The organism is Metabacillus endolithicus (genome assembly GCF_023078335.1).
In the GTDB taxonomy this organism is placed as follows: Bacteria; Bacillota; Bacilli; order Bacillales; family Bacillaceae; genus Metabacillus; species Metabacillus endolithicus.
The window spans coordinates 2,245,476-2,260,070 of record NZ_CP095550.1; the positions used below are offsets into that span (position 1 = coordinate 2,245,476).

Below are 14,595 nucleotides of genomic sequence, written 5' to 3' on the forward strand. Positions count from 1 at the left end.
TTGACACAGGCTTTTTTGTTCGAATGATGACACCTATCTAAACTTTCCCCACAACCACCTACTAAACATATATAGGTAACTGCCCGCCAAAAAGAAGATGGTGACCATTAAGTTGTAACTTAAAACAGCTTCACTGAATTCTTCTGTTTTATTTGTTGCGAGTAATGTTCCAATGTTTATAGCCAGAACTACTAAAAATCCATCCAATAGCGGTTTATACCATTTACGATTCCCTGCGTTTACAATGAATAATGCTATTAGTGTTAATAACCATGGAAGCATGTCAATTGAACTAAAAAATCCATCTTCAATTGGAAAGTGTGGAAACCACAGACTAACCATTGGTATTTGAGCGAGAGCTATAAAAACACTGTAGGAATTTCTCCTTTTCCTGCTTTTCTCCAATCTCATTTTAATCTCTTCTGTTAAATACTCATCATCTTTAGCAAAATCACTAATAATATCGCCTATGTTAAATGATAATGTGCCTTCATATTCTTGTTTAGGTATTCCTGCAATGGCCTCTGATGTATTTGGAGTTCTATTTAATGATAATTCAGTATGATAAAGAGGCACCTGATTTTCTCTAAAAACACGGACCCATTCATCAAACATTTCGTTATGGCCAATTTTAAATGTTAATACTGCTTCCTTTCCTAAGGTACTGCTTCCTTTTATATATAATTTTGCTTGCGCAACCTTTTTCAATCTTGGTTTAATTCCATCTAAAGTTTGTTCACTCTTCGGCAATAAAATATAGCTTTTCCCAATAAGAACATAATCAATTTTTTGATAAGGTAATAGAATTTCCTCTGTTTTCCTTGTTTTTTTATTATGAAAACTATAATAATAGCCATCATCACGGAGTTCTACTTTTATTGCATAATCCAGGTATTTTCTTAAATTTTTATATCCAAATAGAGCTAAAAATAAAATAATTAGAGCGGCAAACAATAATAATAGAAAAGAGCCAAAACTGCTTCCCAACGCTACCGCAAACGCAAGGTAGGTAATTCCTAGACCTAAAAGCAGCAAAAATAAAATAAGCGTCACATGAGCACCGACTGCCCAATTTGGGAGTTTATTCGAAAAGAGTCGGTGATCCTTAGAGAACATTTCCATTCTTATTCACCTCACTTGTTCATTTGAGGATACACTTCCTCCAGAGAGTGTAAATTCACATGTGAAATTAACGAGATTTATACTTCAGGCTACCTTTCTATATCATTCTATTGCTTTTTATCTGCTTGTTATGCACCTAAAAAAAATAGGGCTTGGTTAGGCCAGCCCTATCTGTTAATAAACAATCTTACATCCCCGCCAGCTTCTTCTTCAAATCCGTCTCCATCAGCGCAAGATCCTGTTCTGCCTGAAGACGCTTCGCACGCCCTTCCGCCTGGATACGGAGTGTTTCCTCTAAAGTAGATACTAAGTGATCCTGAACTTTCTTCAATGTATCCACGTCTACTAGTCCTCGTTCGTTTTCTTTGGCTGTTTCAATGGTGTTCACTTTCAGCATTTCAGCATTTTTCAGAAGCAAGTCATTCGTTGTTTTAGATACAAGCTTCTGGGCCTCCACTGCATCTTTTTGGCGCAGCAATGTTAAGGCAATGGCCACTTGGTTTTTCCACAACGGAATCGCCGTCGTGATCGATGATTGAATTTTTTCAACCAATGCTTGGTTCGCACTTTGAATTAAGCGAATTTGTGGGGCGCTTTGCATCGTGATTTGTCTGCTTAATACAAGGTCATGTGTGCGTTTTTCTAATCTGTCAGCAAATTGCATGAGGTCGTTTACCTCTTGAAACGCCATTTGGTCTTGTGTGGCTTCTGCCTTTTTCTTTAGCTCTGGAATTAGTTTTGTTTCAAGTTCTTCTCTTTTAATTCACCAGCAGCGATGTAGACGTTCAGCGCATGGAAGTATTCTTTGTTTTGTTCGTAAAGCTGCTCAAGAACCGTGATGTCCTTTAACAAACCTGTTTTTGCATGATCCAGTTTCACACTAATGCGATCGATTTGCACACCTGTTTTTTGGTATTTTGTTAATACTTCCTGGACGGAGTTTGATAGTTTTCCAAACACCTTAGAAATCAGTCCACGTTTTTCTGGCTTTAGAGCATCAGGCTTACTTGCTCTAATTTCTTCATTAAGTCACCGATAATTTCGCCGATCTCACCTGTATCTTTTTTCTGAACATGATCTAACATCGAGTGTGAAAAGTTTAATAGCTTTGATTGTGCCTGCGATCCATATAAGGAAATCGCTTGTTGATTCTTAGGATCAATTTGCTCAGCAAGTTGAATTGCCTTTTGGCGGTTTTCTTCAGGTAAAACGTCAATGAGCTTCACCTGCTTTGGTTCTCCTTGCTCTGTTTTTACTTCATTTATTTGTAGCTCTTCTTCGCCAAATGGATTGGCAAGCAGCTGATCTAGTTCGCTTTTCATTGAGATGGCCTCCTACTATTTTTTAATTGAAAGTTTTGCAACATCCAGTTCAAAGTTCAATTGAGATATATCTTTAGACAAAACATCGTGTAAATCCTTCTCCAGTTTTTCTGAAAGCTGAGAAATCGTGTCCCGTGTTTCATCTAGAGAGTGAGATAATTCCCGGTTCTTTTTCGGCTGTGAAGCTAAGAATGCATATTTTTCGCTTAACTCAACGAGCGAGTCTAAGTGAGAATAGTAGAACTGCTCGGCTAGGTAAAAACGCTTCGGCTCTTTTTTTGTAATGGAATAAATACGATTCACAACACGATACAGATCGATATTTTGTTTAATAGATGAAACCGATCGAATCGTAAAAAATGTTTTGCGAAGACGTTTTATTTTTTTATCTGCTTCCTTTAAATGATGATGAATATATTTGTACTCTTTTCTTGAAAGTTGGTTTTGTTTTAAAAAGCGTTGAGTTGTTAGTGCTTTTGTTCCGGCAAAGGCTATGGCCCCTCCCCCTAACGCATAGGCACTCGACATAAGGTACGTTTGATCCAATGGAAAAAAGCTGACCATCCAGATCGTACCCGTTGATACAAACGCTGTGGTGGACTGTATGAAAAAATTCACAAATGTATTCATGTTAATCGTCTCCTATAGTTTATGATTCCTACTATTTAGTACGTATCGCCTGACTTGAAAGTTTCATTGTTCTATTAAAAGTTTTTTGTATAAGACTTGATCACATCCCATCTTTCCACTAAAATCACACTTGATATACATACGAACGTCGCAGAAGGTAGAAAGAATCATGATTTTGGGTTAAGATTGTTACTAGGACATCCACAGAATATACATTTAGAAAAGAATGATAGGTGATGAAATTGGAATTAAGACGTAACGATCCGTGTTCTTGTGGAAGCGGAAAAAAATATAAAAAGTGCTGCATGAAGAAGGAAAATGTGATTCAGCTTCATGCCGTAAAGGAAGAACGCTTTTATCAGCAAAAGCATGCACTAGTTGTAAAGGTGAAGGACTTTGTTTCTAAGAAGCTTCCTTTAAGTAAACAATACCAATTACATACGGAATTTAAAAGAAGAACAGATCATACTTTGAACGAGCAGGCAGAAAAACAGTTCTTCGATTTTTGGCTGATCTTTTTTAACCGTTTTGAAAATGGTCTGCGTGGAATTGAGTTGTTTGTACATGAAAATGGGTCTCGCCTTTCAGAAGATGAGCGCGAAATGGCGAACACTTGGTCATCTCTTAAGCCAAGGCTTATACAGGCGATCGATTCAGGAGAGAAAAGCGTTCTTTTCGAAGATGCTTTCACTCATGAGAGATTCCCTGTTGCCCGTATGCAGGAAAACCTACCAAGCGTTGCACCATGGTACGGAACGATTGCTTTATTAGAGCCTTTTGATACATTGTTCTATTTTAATGGTGTACGAAAATTCGAAAGTCCACAAAACTTCCACTATGCTGTGAAAAAAGTGGACGATCTTCGTGAGGAAAAAGAGCTGAATCATGAGCAAATTTTGATGGATTACTTCCCTGAGATTTTAGCTGCGATTGCTAAGGGTGAAGAACGTGAATTAGGGACAAAAGAAATTCATCAATACAATTCCTACTATACTATTGAAGATTTCGAAGCTGTTGATTCTTTCTTTCAAAACGAGGGAATTTTTGTAATGGATAAATGGGAGCCAGCTCAAAAGCTTTGCAACTGGGTAGAAAATTGGCATCAATACTCAGATAGCGAAATTTCTGGACCAATCCGCATGGGTTCGGTATACGGCTCGATCCGAATTGAAGGAAATCAGCTTACATTTGTTACATTAGATGAAGCAAGAGCGGAAGAATTCAAAGGTATGATGGAGCGCGTTGGTGCTGTTTCATTTGTGAACGAGGAAACACATACACAAACCGTTCCTTTCCAGGTTGAAATCATCAACACCATTTCTTCTATGAATGAAGATACGCCACAGTACTTTGCTTTCTACGCAAAGCATGATCTGCGTTTTGATTTAGATAAATCTCTTCCATTGTTTGATGGTTCATCGATTAGTGAGTTGATTGCAGCAGGACGCAAGGACGAGGTTGAGGCGTACTTGCAGCAAAGAGAATACAGCTTATATGTTCAAGCTCATTATGAGTTTAAGGATATCGCGGTTACACCAGACTTTAATTCAGTACGTAGAGAATTGGGTCTTCCTCTATCACCGTTTGTTACAGGTGGAAAAAGTCGAGCATCTTCAATCGAGAAAATCGACTCACCGTTAGCTAAGAAAATATCGATCGTAAAAGAAGAAGATATCCCGAACTATGAATTGTTACTTCACACCAGCAACGGTTGATAATTTCTTTGCTGGAGATTTCGTCACGTTCTTCAAGGAGAAAACAGAAGGTAAATCAGATCTTACTCTAAGAAAATATCGAAACTGCTTATTTGATTTAAGAGAGATCTTCCTAGAACACCCTGTTTCAAGCTGGGAAGAATGCGACGAAACATTCTGGCACAACGTATTCCTAGCAGATTTCCCGAACCTCTATAAACCACTAACCAAGACTGTTGTTAAAGACTTTGCTAGCACAACAAAAGCACTGGCTAAATGGATTGAGAAAGAAAAGGGTGTTAAAGGGCTTTCTAAGGTTGTTAATCAGATAGCGAAGGATGCGGAAGAGCCGTTGTTGGAGTTGGTTTAGGGTGGTACCCGCGGGGTTGTGGTGCCTGTCACTCCCCGATTTTTGTATAATGATATTCATCTTAATAGATATCCAAACAAAGTAGCTACTAACCGACAAAAGGTTAGTAGCTACTTTTTTCCCTATTTAAAAACCTTACTTTACACGTATTCCCAACTTTTACATTTCTTTATATAATAATAGTTCAGTTATAGATATATAGGGGGTTTTAGAAGAAAATGAAAAGGTTATTATGTTCTAGTTTTGCTTTGTTTTTACTATTATTGCTTGTTCCTTCCATTACTAGTGCGCACTCCGGCGGCACGGATGCAAATGGTGGGCACCATTGCTGGACAAACTGTGGATACTACGGCTATGAATATGGTGAATATCACTATCATAACGGTGGTTACGACGACAGCTATGACAGTTATGATTATGTTGACTATGAAAAACAATTACGTCAGCAATATCTTGCCGATGCAGTTGCAGAAGGAAATTATTTATTATCATTATTAAATAACTTTAATGCGGCGATCAGTTCGGGTGATATTAAAAAAATAGATGGATTATATGATGAATTCAGCGATCAGCTTTCGTATGTTGAATCTTCCATTGGATATGTTTATGGATCAGATAAGAGAGCACAGCTGAATGAAAAATATATACGACCAGCAAAAATAGCAAAAGAGCGTGTTATTTTTGAAATTTCACAATTACGCTTGCTATCAGATATCAACTATTACATTAACGAAGGCTATTGGGTAGACGATGAATTCGCAATGTTAGAAAGACTTGTTAAACGAGCTGATCAAATCAAAAAGGCTGGTGGCTATAAAGCTATCCCAGCAAAGATCAATCAATATTTACGTCTTCAAGATGCTATGATTCAAGGAAACTATTTCACTAGTAGAACAGCTTATTTTAGAGAGGTCATTGACTCTGGTTACATTTCAGACATTCATTATGAGTATGATGACTTCACAAAGCAAATTCAGAAAACACAAGTGAAAATCGGACAAGTTTCTGGGTCAGAAAATCGTAGTAAGTTAGATAGGAAATATGTTACATCAGCTATTATTGAAAAAGAACGTGTTATCTACGAGGTATCTCAATACCGTTTGTTACAAAAAATTGAGGATGTCTATTATTCTGGTGATTCTTCCACTCTTTCTAGCCTTCTAAATAAATTAGAACGACTACAGAAAAGAGCTGTTGAAATTAAGGATGCAGGGGGATACAGCGCCCTCCCTACTAGCATTAATGATGAGTTACAGCGTATGGAGAGTTGGTATCGAAATTAAGAATGGTGCTACCATCCGAAACGTTCGAACTAATGTACACAAAAAAAGTAGCGATCCAACCTGTTAAATAGGTTTTATCGCTACTTTTTCTATGTTTAGAGATACTAGAACTAGTAATTGAGTAAGAGTTTTCAGTCGATAAAAACCGAGGCGTACCAGGCACCATACAAACCTCTCCCACCAGCTACTTCTTAACCAGACCACCAACCAACGCTCCTACAACTGCAGGCACCAGCCAGCCGAGACCCATTTCAAAGAAAGGTACATAGTCTGCGAGGTATTGAAGTCCTGCAACCTTTAGTCCAGCGGCAGTTAAGCCGTCTATTATACTGAAGATTGCCGTTGCTGCTAGGCTGAGAATATAAACTCTAGACTTGATCCCAACTGCATAGTCTACAAACGATAATACAATAAGCACAATCGCTAACGGATATAGCGCAATCAACAGTGGAACTGAAACAGAAATAAGCTGTGATAATCCAAAGTTCGCGATGCATGTACTAAAAACAGCTAAAACGAAGATTACCTGTTTGTATGAAAACCTCGGGAATACTTTTGATAAGTAATTTCCACAAGCAGATACTAGTCCAACACTTGTTGTTAAACATGCAAACGTAATTGCTAGTGCTAAGATTCCCTTCCCTAATGAACCAAACAATGTGCTTGCTGTTGCAGAGAGAATGGCTCCTCCGTTGTCCAGGTAGCCAATCTGAGAAACACTTGTTGCTCCGATAAACGATAGAGAAACATAGACAAAGATTAACCCTGCACACGCGATTAACCCAGCCTTAATACAAACCTTCATCACTTCTACTCGTTCTGAGATGCCTCTTTCTTTTATCGCCGAAACAATGACAATTCCAAAAACAAGTGCACTTAACGTATCCATTGTTAAGTAACCTTCTAGAAATCCTTTGAAAAATGCACCTTCTATATAGTCATTCTGTGGTGCTTGTAGTGATCCCATTGGAGTTAAAACAGCTTTTGCCGTTAAGATCACTAAAATAATCAAGAGAGCTGGAGTTAGCATTTTACCAATACGATCTACTAATTTACTCGGATTCAGCGCCAACCAAAATGTTACGGCAAAAAACAATATCGTATAAATGAATAGCGGAAATCCTTGAGCTGAAAGGTCAACAGGTAGAAATGGAGTTACTCCAATCTCAAAAGCCACCGTTGCTGTTCGTGGTATTCCGAAAAATGGTCCAATTGTTAAATACAAAATAATCGGAAAAATCAGACCGAACTTTGGATGAACTTTGTTTCCGATTGTTTGAATGTCACTACCAGACAAAGCGATTGCTAGTATCCCTAAAAAGGGAAGTCCAACACCTGTTATAAGAAATCCTAGAGTTGCTGCCCATACATGCTCACCTGCCTGCTGACCCATGGCGGGTGGAAAAATCATATTACCTGCACCTAAAAACAAAGCAAACAACATTAAGCCGATAACAATAGTTTCCTTACCGGATAATTTTTTTACCATAATATCCTCCTGCATGATTAAGTTATATCAATATATGAAAGTTTGTCGAAAAAAAGCACAAAAAATAGTTTAACATAAAATATTGTCGATGTTGTAGGAAAAAAATAAATTTTATAAAAATTTCAAACATGCAATTTTTTCTATCTTAAGATATGTTTCTAATCAGAATATAAGAAATAATTTTAAAAGTTGCACTTTTTAGAGTTTACTAGATTTTATGTTCTCTCCTTGTTATAATTCTGCCTATTATCTTTTAAGGAGTCATTATTATATGCTTAAGAAAAAAGAACTTATTCTTATTAGTTTTATGTTATTTTCTATGTTCTTCGGAGCCGGAAACTTAATTTTCCCGGCATTTTTAGGTAGATCAGCTGGAGAGGATGTTTGGCTTTCACTTGCTGGATTTATCTTAACAGCAGTTGGACTACCAATTTTAGGAGTTTTAGCTGTTGCAAAGGCAGGTAGCCTTGATACATTAGTAAACAGAGTACATCCTGTTTTCGCGTTTCTTTTTCCGTTTTTAATTTATGTATCAATTGGTCCTGGATTAGCGATTCCTCGCGCAGGCTCTACTGCCTACGAAATGGGATTAAAGCCGTTCCTACCAGCTGAAGGAGTAAGCCAACCAATGGTTTTATTCTTCTACACAGTCGTATTTTTTGCGATTACATTATGGTTGAGCTTAAATCCTTCTAAACTAGTGGACCGATTCGGTAAGCTGTTAACGCCACTTTTATTAATTATGATTGTAATCATTTTTGTAAAAAGTTTACTTACACCTATTGGGGCGTTTTCAGAAGCAACAGGCGCATATGCGCAGAACGGATTTTTCCAAGGATTTATGGATGGCTACTTAACTATGGATGCCCTTGCAGCGTTGGTATTTGGAATTGTTGTGGCAAATACGATTCGCACAAAAGGTGTAACAGATTCGAAATCAGTGTCAAAATACATGGGCTATGCTGGGATTATAGCCGGCGTTTTACTAGCTTCAATCTATGGTATTCTTGCATTCTTCGGGGCTTTCTAGCACTTCACATGGTGAAGCAGAAAACGGTGCGCAGGTGTTAACAATTGTGATGAATCAATTGTTTGGCGGAGTGGGCATTGTGATGCTTGGGTTGTTGTTCACATTAGCTTGCTTATGCGTATGTATCGGCCTTGTTATTTCATGTAGTCAGTATTTCTCTACGATTTTTCCAAAGCTTTCTTATGCAAAGTGGGCGGTTGTTTTAACGGTTATAAGTCTACTATTAGCGAACATGGGATTAACTCAAATTCTATCTATCTCCGTTCCGATTTTAGGAGCTATCTACCCTGTAGCGGTTGTGTTGATTGTTTTAGGTTTATGTCAGGATTGGATTACTAATCAAGTATACTTGGTTGCAACACTTTTCACTGCTGCATTTAGTGTGCTAGAAACAATTAATAGCACTTTCCTAGGCAGAGCATTAGATTCTGCATTGAGCTTTGTTCCTCTGTACGACAAAGGTGTAGGCTGGATTTTACCTGCAGTTATCGGCGTGATCATTGGACTGTTAATTAGCGGTCGAGCTGGAGGTTCAGGTGCACGCGAGGAATCTGGTGCTGGGGTTTCTAACGCCTCCCCTGGGCTTGCGGAATAATTATTTAGATACAGTAAAAACCCCGAGTGTATTCACTCGGGGTTTTATCTATTTATTTAAACGTAACTAGAAAGATCGCTGAAACAAACTTATAAGTCTATCTAATTTCTCACTAGATATTAACACTATTTCATGGTTCATTCCAAAACTATGAACAGCTTCAATTAGTTCTTGACGTGCTATTTCTATATCTTCCAACAGGTCTTCTCTCGTCATTGTTTGGGTTTTCATTTTCTACCCCTCAAAGATTGACTTAATATGTGTAAATAGCTTCTTTTTTAAGCTTTCTGTATCTTTTTTCTACACTTATTGATGTTCTATTCAAAATTGCGGCAATCTCTTTATACCTTTTCCCGCTCTCACGTAAGGAGATAAGTCGGAAGTCTTCCTTCGTTGTCCAATGCCTATATGTTCGTAACATGTCATCTTCCCCCTATCAAAAGATCTATGTTTTATATCATTCTACCTATTATGGTTTGATTCTATCATTGTTAAGAAACCAAATGTATAGGAATATGGTGCTACACGCTCTGCCATATTCGGGTACATAGATCTTTTGTGGGGTCAATTTCATTTCCTTTATTGCTTAAAATCTACATCTTTTCAAAAAACAAGGATAGGAATGCAGTACTATATACATTTTATCTCTTCATAAAAATTACCAGCAGATTTCTATTTAATTTATTTGATTAACTCTGTTACTCCCTTAACATCCAACGGCTTACTTAACAGATACCCTTGCCCAAGCTCACAGAAGTTGTTTAATAGAAAAGCAAGCTGCACCTCTTCCTCTATCCCTTCCGCTATAACAGAAAAGTTCATCGTATGACTCATTTCTATAATAGCCTTGGCAATTGAACCGTTAAGTGTAGAGTCTAGAATATCATCAACAAAGGATTTATCAATTTTAATTTTATCAATTGGCAGGTACTTTAAGTAGCTTAGTGAAGAATAGCCTTTTCCAAAGTCATCAATTGCTTTTCACTCCAAGCTCCTTCAGCTTATTTAACACAATTCTAGAGAATTCGATATTTTGCATGATGCTCTCGGTGATTTCCAGTTCAAGGTCTGCAGGATCTAGTTTAAAATCCCTCAATGCCTGTTTAACATCGTCAACAAATCCCAAGTCCTGTATTTGTCTAACCGATACGTTAACCGCAACCGGCACAGCTCCCAACCCAGCGTCCTTCCAGAGCTTATGCTGTTCACAAACTTTGCGAAGCACCCATCTTCCTATTGGGACAATGAGCCCTGTTTCTTCTGCTAGTGGAATAAAGTCTGCTGGTGAAATCATTCCGAGCTTTGGGTGTTTCCATCTTAGTAAGGCTTCAACACCGCAAATCTCTCGAGTATCCAGCCTGTATTGCGGCTGGTAGAATACTTCAAAATGTTCCTTAGCTAACGCCTTCCGTAGGCCAACCTCAAGTTCCATTTTTCTCGTTGATACATTTTGAAGAGTAGAATTATAATATTGATAGTTATTTTTTCCACGTTCTTTTGCAAGGTACATAGCTGTGTCAGCATTTTTAATCAAGGTTTCCTGATCCTCTCCGTCCACTGGATAGAGACTAATCCCCACACTAGGTGTGACAAAGAATTCGTCACCATTTAAATCGAATGGTTGAGAAAAAGCTTGGATAATCCCCTGAGCAACTTCTTCAATCTCCTCATATGAAGTTGACTCTAGTAAAATAATAAACTCGTCACCGCCTTGTCGAGAGACCATTCCTTGATTACCAACAGCCTCTACCAATCGTTTCGCAGCTTTCTGCAGGAGAAGATCGCCAGTGGAATGTCCTTTTGTATCATTAATAATTTTAAAACGATCTAAATCTAGAAATAAAACCGCGAGCATATTGTCATTTACTTGACTTAAGTGTTCATTTAAATGATCTTTAAACATGTTTCGGTTTGGAAGTCCTGTTAACGAATCATAGTAAGCCATTTGATGAATCATCTCATCAGCTTTTTTACGTTCGGTAATATCTCGTCCGACAATCAGCCTTGCTTTACGCCCTTCATATAAGAGATTCATGACAGAAATCTCAATGTTAACTGTTACCCCATCAGCACGAACAATTTCAGTTTCAAAACGATTTTTTTCAAGTGCATTGGCTTCCATGTCCGATAGCGCCTCTTTAATAATCATCACGCTATTTGTTGGCATATAGCGAAGAATTGATTTTCCCCTTAACTCAAATGGGTTTTCTTCTCCTAGCAATTTACTACCTGCTTCGTTAATAAAATCAAAACTCCATCTCCTAATCACTGCAATAAGATCTGGGGACATTTCCACTAACCCTCTGTAACGTTCTTCCCGCTCCTTCGTTTCTGTTACATCAAATAACACACTTGTAAAGTCCACGTAGTTTCCTTTCTCATCAAATACTGGAATCCCGCGGTCTTGAATCCACCTTACTTCACCACTAAGCGGCTTTAAAATCCGATAAACATCTGTAACCGGCTTTCCTTCCTTCAACATTTCCTGTCGCTTCTCTATAATTTGTAAATCCTCAGGGTAAATAGCCTTTTTCCACAAAAGCTGATCTTGATAAAATTCCTCGAGAGGGTAACCATAAAGCTTCTCGATTCCAGGAGTGATCATAAGATGATCTTCTTTTAAATCATGTGACCAAATCGCAACATCCAATGAATCAAAAATACTATTCAGCTTTTGATTACTCTTCTGCAAATCCTTTGTTGTCTTATTTACAGTTGCAAGTAAATAGATAAGTAAGGCAATCATCGCAAAATTCAAAGTTATAAATACAATATGATAATAAATACTGTCATGATGAAAAAAGAAATATAAAGTTCCCACTAAGATATTGCAGATAATAATTAACGATATATATGACATCCATTTATGCTTAAACATATTCATTAAAAACTCCCCTAGTGTCTAACCTGATACTTCTATTTTACCTAGTGATGATAGTTCCTGTATAGGTCAAAAGTGATATATTTTGACCTATTTAGACAAAAGACGACAAAAGCACCCGAATACAACGGGTGCTTATTTACATTCTACTCTTTAAATTTTTCAGGATCGATTTTATACAGCTCTGTTCCTTCTGCAACAGAGGACTGACGTAATCCTTCTGTTATTCGTTCATACCTTAAATCATATGTACTAACAAGTCGGGCGGCAACGCCAAGCTTTGAATGTAATGTTCTTTTCGTTAACTCGACCTTTGCTTTATTGTAATTTGTGAAAAGAATTAACGCCTGACCATTGTCATCCATAATATCTAATACGTGCTGATAAGCAATCCACACACATTTTGGCTTATATGGAGAGCATACAGGAATCATACACAGCTTATATTTTTCACTAACCATCACAGGCATCATTTTTTTACCTGCAAAAATGGCATGAGCTGAAGCCTTTCTTCCGTCCATATCACTTCCGTAAAAAATACAACTGTCATTCATGATTTTGATCGGACTTAACGTAACCTTCACAACTCTATATTGTTCAAGAACGATGCTGTAAAGTTCACCATTATCTGAGTAATATGGCAAAATACCCATTGTGTACTCGTGGATAATGTAATCATCTAAAATTTGAATGTGTTCCATATTATCACTCTCCAAAAAATTTAGTCCTTTAAATTTCTAAAAGAGTTGGATATAATACGGATATAGTTGGAATTATATCCAGCTCCTATCAGGCCTTAAGCACTCGCCGCTCAAAGTTTGTGCTTAGGGTTTTTATCGTTTTCCTCATATTTTCCCCCTTCCATTTTCCTACAAATTTTACTATATCCTCCCATATTATAAGTTAAAATATCCAGAATAGTATGTAATTTTATTGTAAATCTTGTAAACTTTTGATGTAATTTGTTGCAGATTGTAGCAAACTGTTATATGGATTCATCCATGCTAAGCTCATTGATCTTCTTAGAACATTCATCAATCTTGTCTAACAGCTTCCCCTTCATTTCTTCATCAAGGCTGCTACAAAGCAACAACTTAAGATAATTCATCCTTATCTTATACCACTTGATTATAACTAAACGTCTCATAGTATCCTGCCCTTTTCTATCGTCTACTTTCTATATCGTATGTTTTTCATAAAGGTTTAATTAAATCTCATCTCACCTTCAATAAAATCATACAAGCCAACCCTGGCTCTGTATTCTTTCCTGGATTCATCCACAAACAGCTGATAAAGAACGGTATAAAAATATCCTTCAAAACTCTTATGTATTTTTCCTAGCTTTTGTGCAAATAGTGTTTGCTTAAAGGCTTCAATGACATGATCTACAAGAGACTCAATTTCTTGATGAAAATTCATTTTATTGTAAGCAACCATTACGGAATTCCATAGCTTATAAATTTCAATTGCTTTAAAGTAAGGCTTTACAACTTGGACAAATTCTTTAGGAATTGAATTTGGTAGAACGTCCATCTCATCTTGGGATGATGTTTGTTGTTGTATTATGTTTTTATTATTTTTTTTATTCTCACAGAGTGAACTTAATTTATTCTCTGTTTTATTAGGGGTGACAGGTGCCGTGACATCCTGGGGTGACACCAGTGCTTGCAAGGTCTCAACAGAAGCAAATGATTGTATGATAAGAAGGTTTACACCCTGTGATCCATTCATTCGTTTTGTCGCGACTTTCTTCACAATTCCCTTTTCCTCTAATGTATTCACCGCGCGAATCACCGTCCGACGACTTACTCCAACCCTCTCAGCAATATAGTCATACTTTGCAAATGACACCCCAATCACCTTAACCGAATGCCTCCATATCACACGAAGAACCTCAAGTGTTCCCTCTGACAACTCACTTTTATGCTTGTATAAAAAACCTCGCACAGCCTGGTCCATCTCCTCGATCGTTTGAAACGATCGGTACTTCCTAATTGTCTCGTAATTTAACTTTTCCACAGCTTGTCACTCCTTATTTAATGGATAAAAAGTAATCTTCACTGCTTATATAGGGATTTTTCATGATTGGGTAGCGTCCTATTTAAAAAAATTTTTAAAAAAATATAAAATCAGACGCTACCCAATGACAATTTTTCTATATATAGAGGGCGAAAGGAGG

At 37.3% G+C, this 14,595-nt stretch carries 13 protein-coding genes and 2 pseudogenes; 4 read left to right on the forward strand and 11 right to left on the reverse strand.

The annotated features are described in order from the left end of the window. Positions 1-33 precede the first annotated feature (33 nt). The 3 genes and pseudogenes from MVE64_RS11645 to MVE64_RS11655 all read right to left on the reverse strand — a co-directional run bounded on the left by MVE64_RS11645 (position 34) and on the right by MVE64_RS11655 (position 3,074). On the reverse strand, positions 34-1,122 hold the full coding sequence (locus tag MVE64_RS11645) for a hypothetical protein (protein WP_247346566.1): 1,089 nt from the start codon (positions 1,120-1,122) through the stop codon (positions 34-36). Between the two features lie 187 nt (positions 1,123-1,309). Beyond that, positions 1,310-2,444: pseudogene (locus tag MVE64_RS11650) on the reverse strand (toxic anion resistance protein). 15 nt (positions 2,445-2,459) lie between these two features. Then, positions 2,460-3,074 carry a 5-bromo-4-chloroindolyl phosphate hydrolysis family protein gene (locus MVE64_RS11655; protein ID WP_247346568.1) on the reverse strand — a complete coding sequence of 205 codons (615 nt, stop codon included), beginning with the start codon at positions 3,072-3,074 and terminating at the stop codon, positions 2,460-2,462. A gap of 236 nt (positions 3,075-3,310) precedes the next feature. Here MVE64_RS11655 and MVE64_RS11660 point away from each other — a divergent pair, with 236 nt between their 5' ends. From MVE64_RS11660 to MVE64_RS11670, 3 genes are all read left to right on the forward strand, one after another. Continuing rightward, positions 3,311-4,789, forward strand: a complete 1,479-nt coding sequence (locus MVE64_RS11660; RefSeq protein WP_247346569.1) for an SEC-C metal-binding domain-containing protein — start codon at positions 3,311-3,313, stop codon at positions 4,787-4,789. Further along, a complete protein-coding gene (locus MVE64_RS11665; RefSeq protein WP_247346570.1) occupies positions 4,758-5,138 on the forward strand; it encodes a hypothetical protein in 381 nt (126 codons plus the stop codon). The genes MVE64_RS11660 and MVE64_RS11665 overlap by 32 nt, the downstream gene beginning before the upstream one ends. Positions 5,139-5,356: 218 nt before the next feature. Next, the gene (locus MVE64_RS11670) at positions 5,357-6,421 is read left to right on the forward strand and encodes a YHYH domain-containing protein (RefSeq protein ID WP_247346571.1); all 1,065 of its coding nucleotides are present in this window, start codon (positions 5,357-5,359) and stop codon (positions 6,419-6,421) included. Between the two features lie 184 nt (positions 6,422-6,605). On the opposite strand, the gene brnQ (MVE64_RS11675) is transcribed toward MVE64_RS11670, so the two are convergent. Next, positions 6,606-7,910: a branched-chain amino acid transport system II carrier protein gene (gene brnQ, locus MVE64_RS11675; protein ID WP_247346573.1), complete on the reverse strand. Its 1,305-nt coding sequence runs from the start codon at positions 7,908-7,910 to the stop codon at positions 6,606-6,608. Between the two features lie 271 nt (positions 7,911-8,181). On the opposite strand from brnQ (MVE64_RS11675), the pseudogene brnQ (MVE64_RS11680) reads away from it, so the two are divergent. Further along, positions 8,182-9,535 (forward strand): annotated as a pseudogene (brnQ, locus tag MVE64_RS11680) (branched-chain amino acid transport system II carrier protein). 66 nt (positions 9,536-9,601) lie between these two features. Here brnQ (MVE64_RS11680) and MVE64_RS11685 read toward each other — a convergent pair. The 7 genes from MVE64_RS11685 to MVE64_RS11710 all read right to left on the reverse strand — a co-directional run bounded on the left by MVE64_RS11685 (position 9,602) and on the right by MVE64_RS11710 (position 14,435). Further along, positions 9,602-9,766 (reverse strand): aspartyl-phosphate phosphatase Spo0E family protein, encoded by a 165-nt coding sequence (locus MVE64_RS11685; protein WP_247346574.1) that lies wholly within the window; start codon positions 9,764-9,766, stop codon positions 9,602-9,604. A gap of 22 nt (positions 9,767-9,788) precedes the next feature. Continuing rightward, positions 9,789-9,956, reverse strand: a complete 168-nt coding sequence (locus MVE64_RS11690; protein WP_247346575.1) for a Myb-like DNA-binding domain-containing protein — start codon at positions 9,954-9,956, stop codon at positions 9,789-9,791. A 260-nt stretch (positions 9,957-10,216) separates the two neighbouring features. Beyond that, the gene (locus MVE64_RS27405) at positions 10,217-10,510 is read right to left on the reverse strand and encodes an EAL domain-containing protein (RefSeq protein WP_345740833.1); all 294 of its coding nucleotides are present in this window, start codon (positions 10,508-10,510) and stop codon (positions 10,217-10,219) included. Then, positions 10,506-12,419 (reverse strand): sensor domain-containing protein, encoded by a 1,914-nt coding sequence (locus tag MVE64_RS11695; RefSeq protein ID WP_281730481.1) that lies wholly within the window; start codon positions 12,417-12,419, stop codon positions 10,506-10,508. The genes MVE64_RS27405 and MVE64_RS11695 overlap by 5 nt, the downstream gene beginning before the upstream one ends. A gap of 143 nt (positions 12,420-12,562) precedes the next feature. After that, a complete protein-coding gene (locus tag MVE64_RS11700; protein WP_247346576.1) occupies positions 12,563-13,117 on the reverse strand; it encodes a competence protein ComK in 555 nt (184 codons plus the stop codon). 284 nt (positions 13,118-13,401) lie between these two features. Continuing rightward, positions 13,402-13,563, reverse strand: coding sequence for a hypothetical protein (locus MVE64_RS11705; RefSeq protein ID WP_247346577.1), 162 nt, complete (start codon positions 13,561-13,563; stop codon positions 13,402-13,404). Between the two features lie 56 nt (positions 13,564-13,619). After that, a complete protein-coding gene (locus MVE64_RS11710) occupies positions 13,620-14,435 on the reverse strand; it encodes a helix-turn-helix domain-containing protein (protein ID WP_247346578.1) in 816 nt (271 codons plus the stop codon). Between the last annotated feature and the right edge of the window lie 160 nt (positions 14,436-14,595).

Excerpts from the sequence above, each read along its gene's own strand:
- MVE64_RS11645 (WP_247346566.1), bottom strand. The coding sequence starts at position 1,122 with ATGGAAATGTTCTCTAAGGATCACCGACTCTTTTCGAATAAACTCCCA.
- MVE64_RS11655 (WP_247346568.1), bottom strand. The coding sequence starts at position 3,074 with ATGAATACATTTGTGAATTTTTTCATACAGTCCACCACAGCGTTTGTA.
- MVE64_RS11660 (WP_247346569.1), top strand. The coding sequence starts at position 3,311 with ATGAAATTGGAATTAAGACGTAACGATCCGTGTTCTTGTGGAAGCGGA.
- MVE64_RS11665 (WP_247346570.1), top strand. The coding sequence starts at position 4,758 with ATGAATTGTTACTTCACACCAGCAACGGTTGATAATTTCTTTGCTGGA.
- MVE64_RS11670 (WP_247346571.1), top strand. The coding sequence starts at position 5,357 with ATGAAAAGGTTATTATGTTCTAGTTTTGCTTTGTTTTTACTATTATTG.
- brnQ (WP_247346573.1), bottom strand. The coding sequence starts at position 7,910 with ATGGTAAAAAAATTATCCGGTAAGGAAACTATTGTTATCGGCTTAATG.
- MVE64_RS11685 (WP_247346574.1), bottom strand. The coding sequence starts at position 9,766 with ATGAAAACCCAAACAATGACGAGAGAAGACCTGTTGGAAGATATAGAA.
- MVE64_RS11690 (WP_247346575.1), bottom strand. The coding sequence starts at position 9,956 with ATGTTACGAACATATAGGCATTGGACAACGAAGGAAGACTTCCGACTT.
- MVE64_RS11695 (WP_281730481.1), bottom strand. The coding sequence starts at position 12,419 with ATGAATATGTTTAAGCATAAATGGATGTCATATATATCGTTAATTATT.
- MVE64_RS11700 (WP_247346576.1), bottom strand. The coding sequence starts at position 13,117 with ATGGAACACATTCAAATTTTAGATGATTACATTATCCACGAGTACACA.
- MVE64_RS11705 (WP_247346577.1), bottom strand. The coding sequence starts at position 13,563 with ATGAGACGTTTAGTTATAATCAAGTGGTATAAGATAAGGATGAATTAT.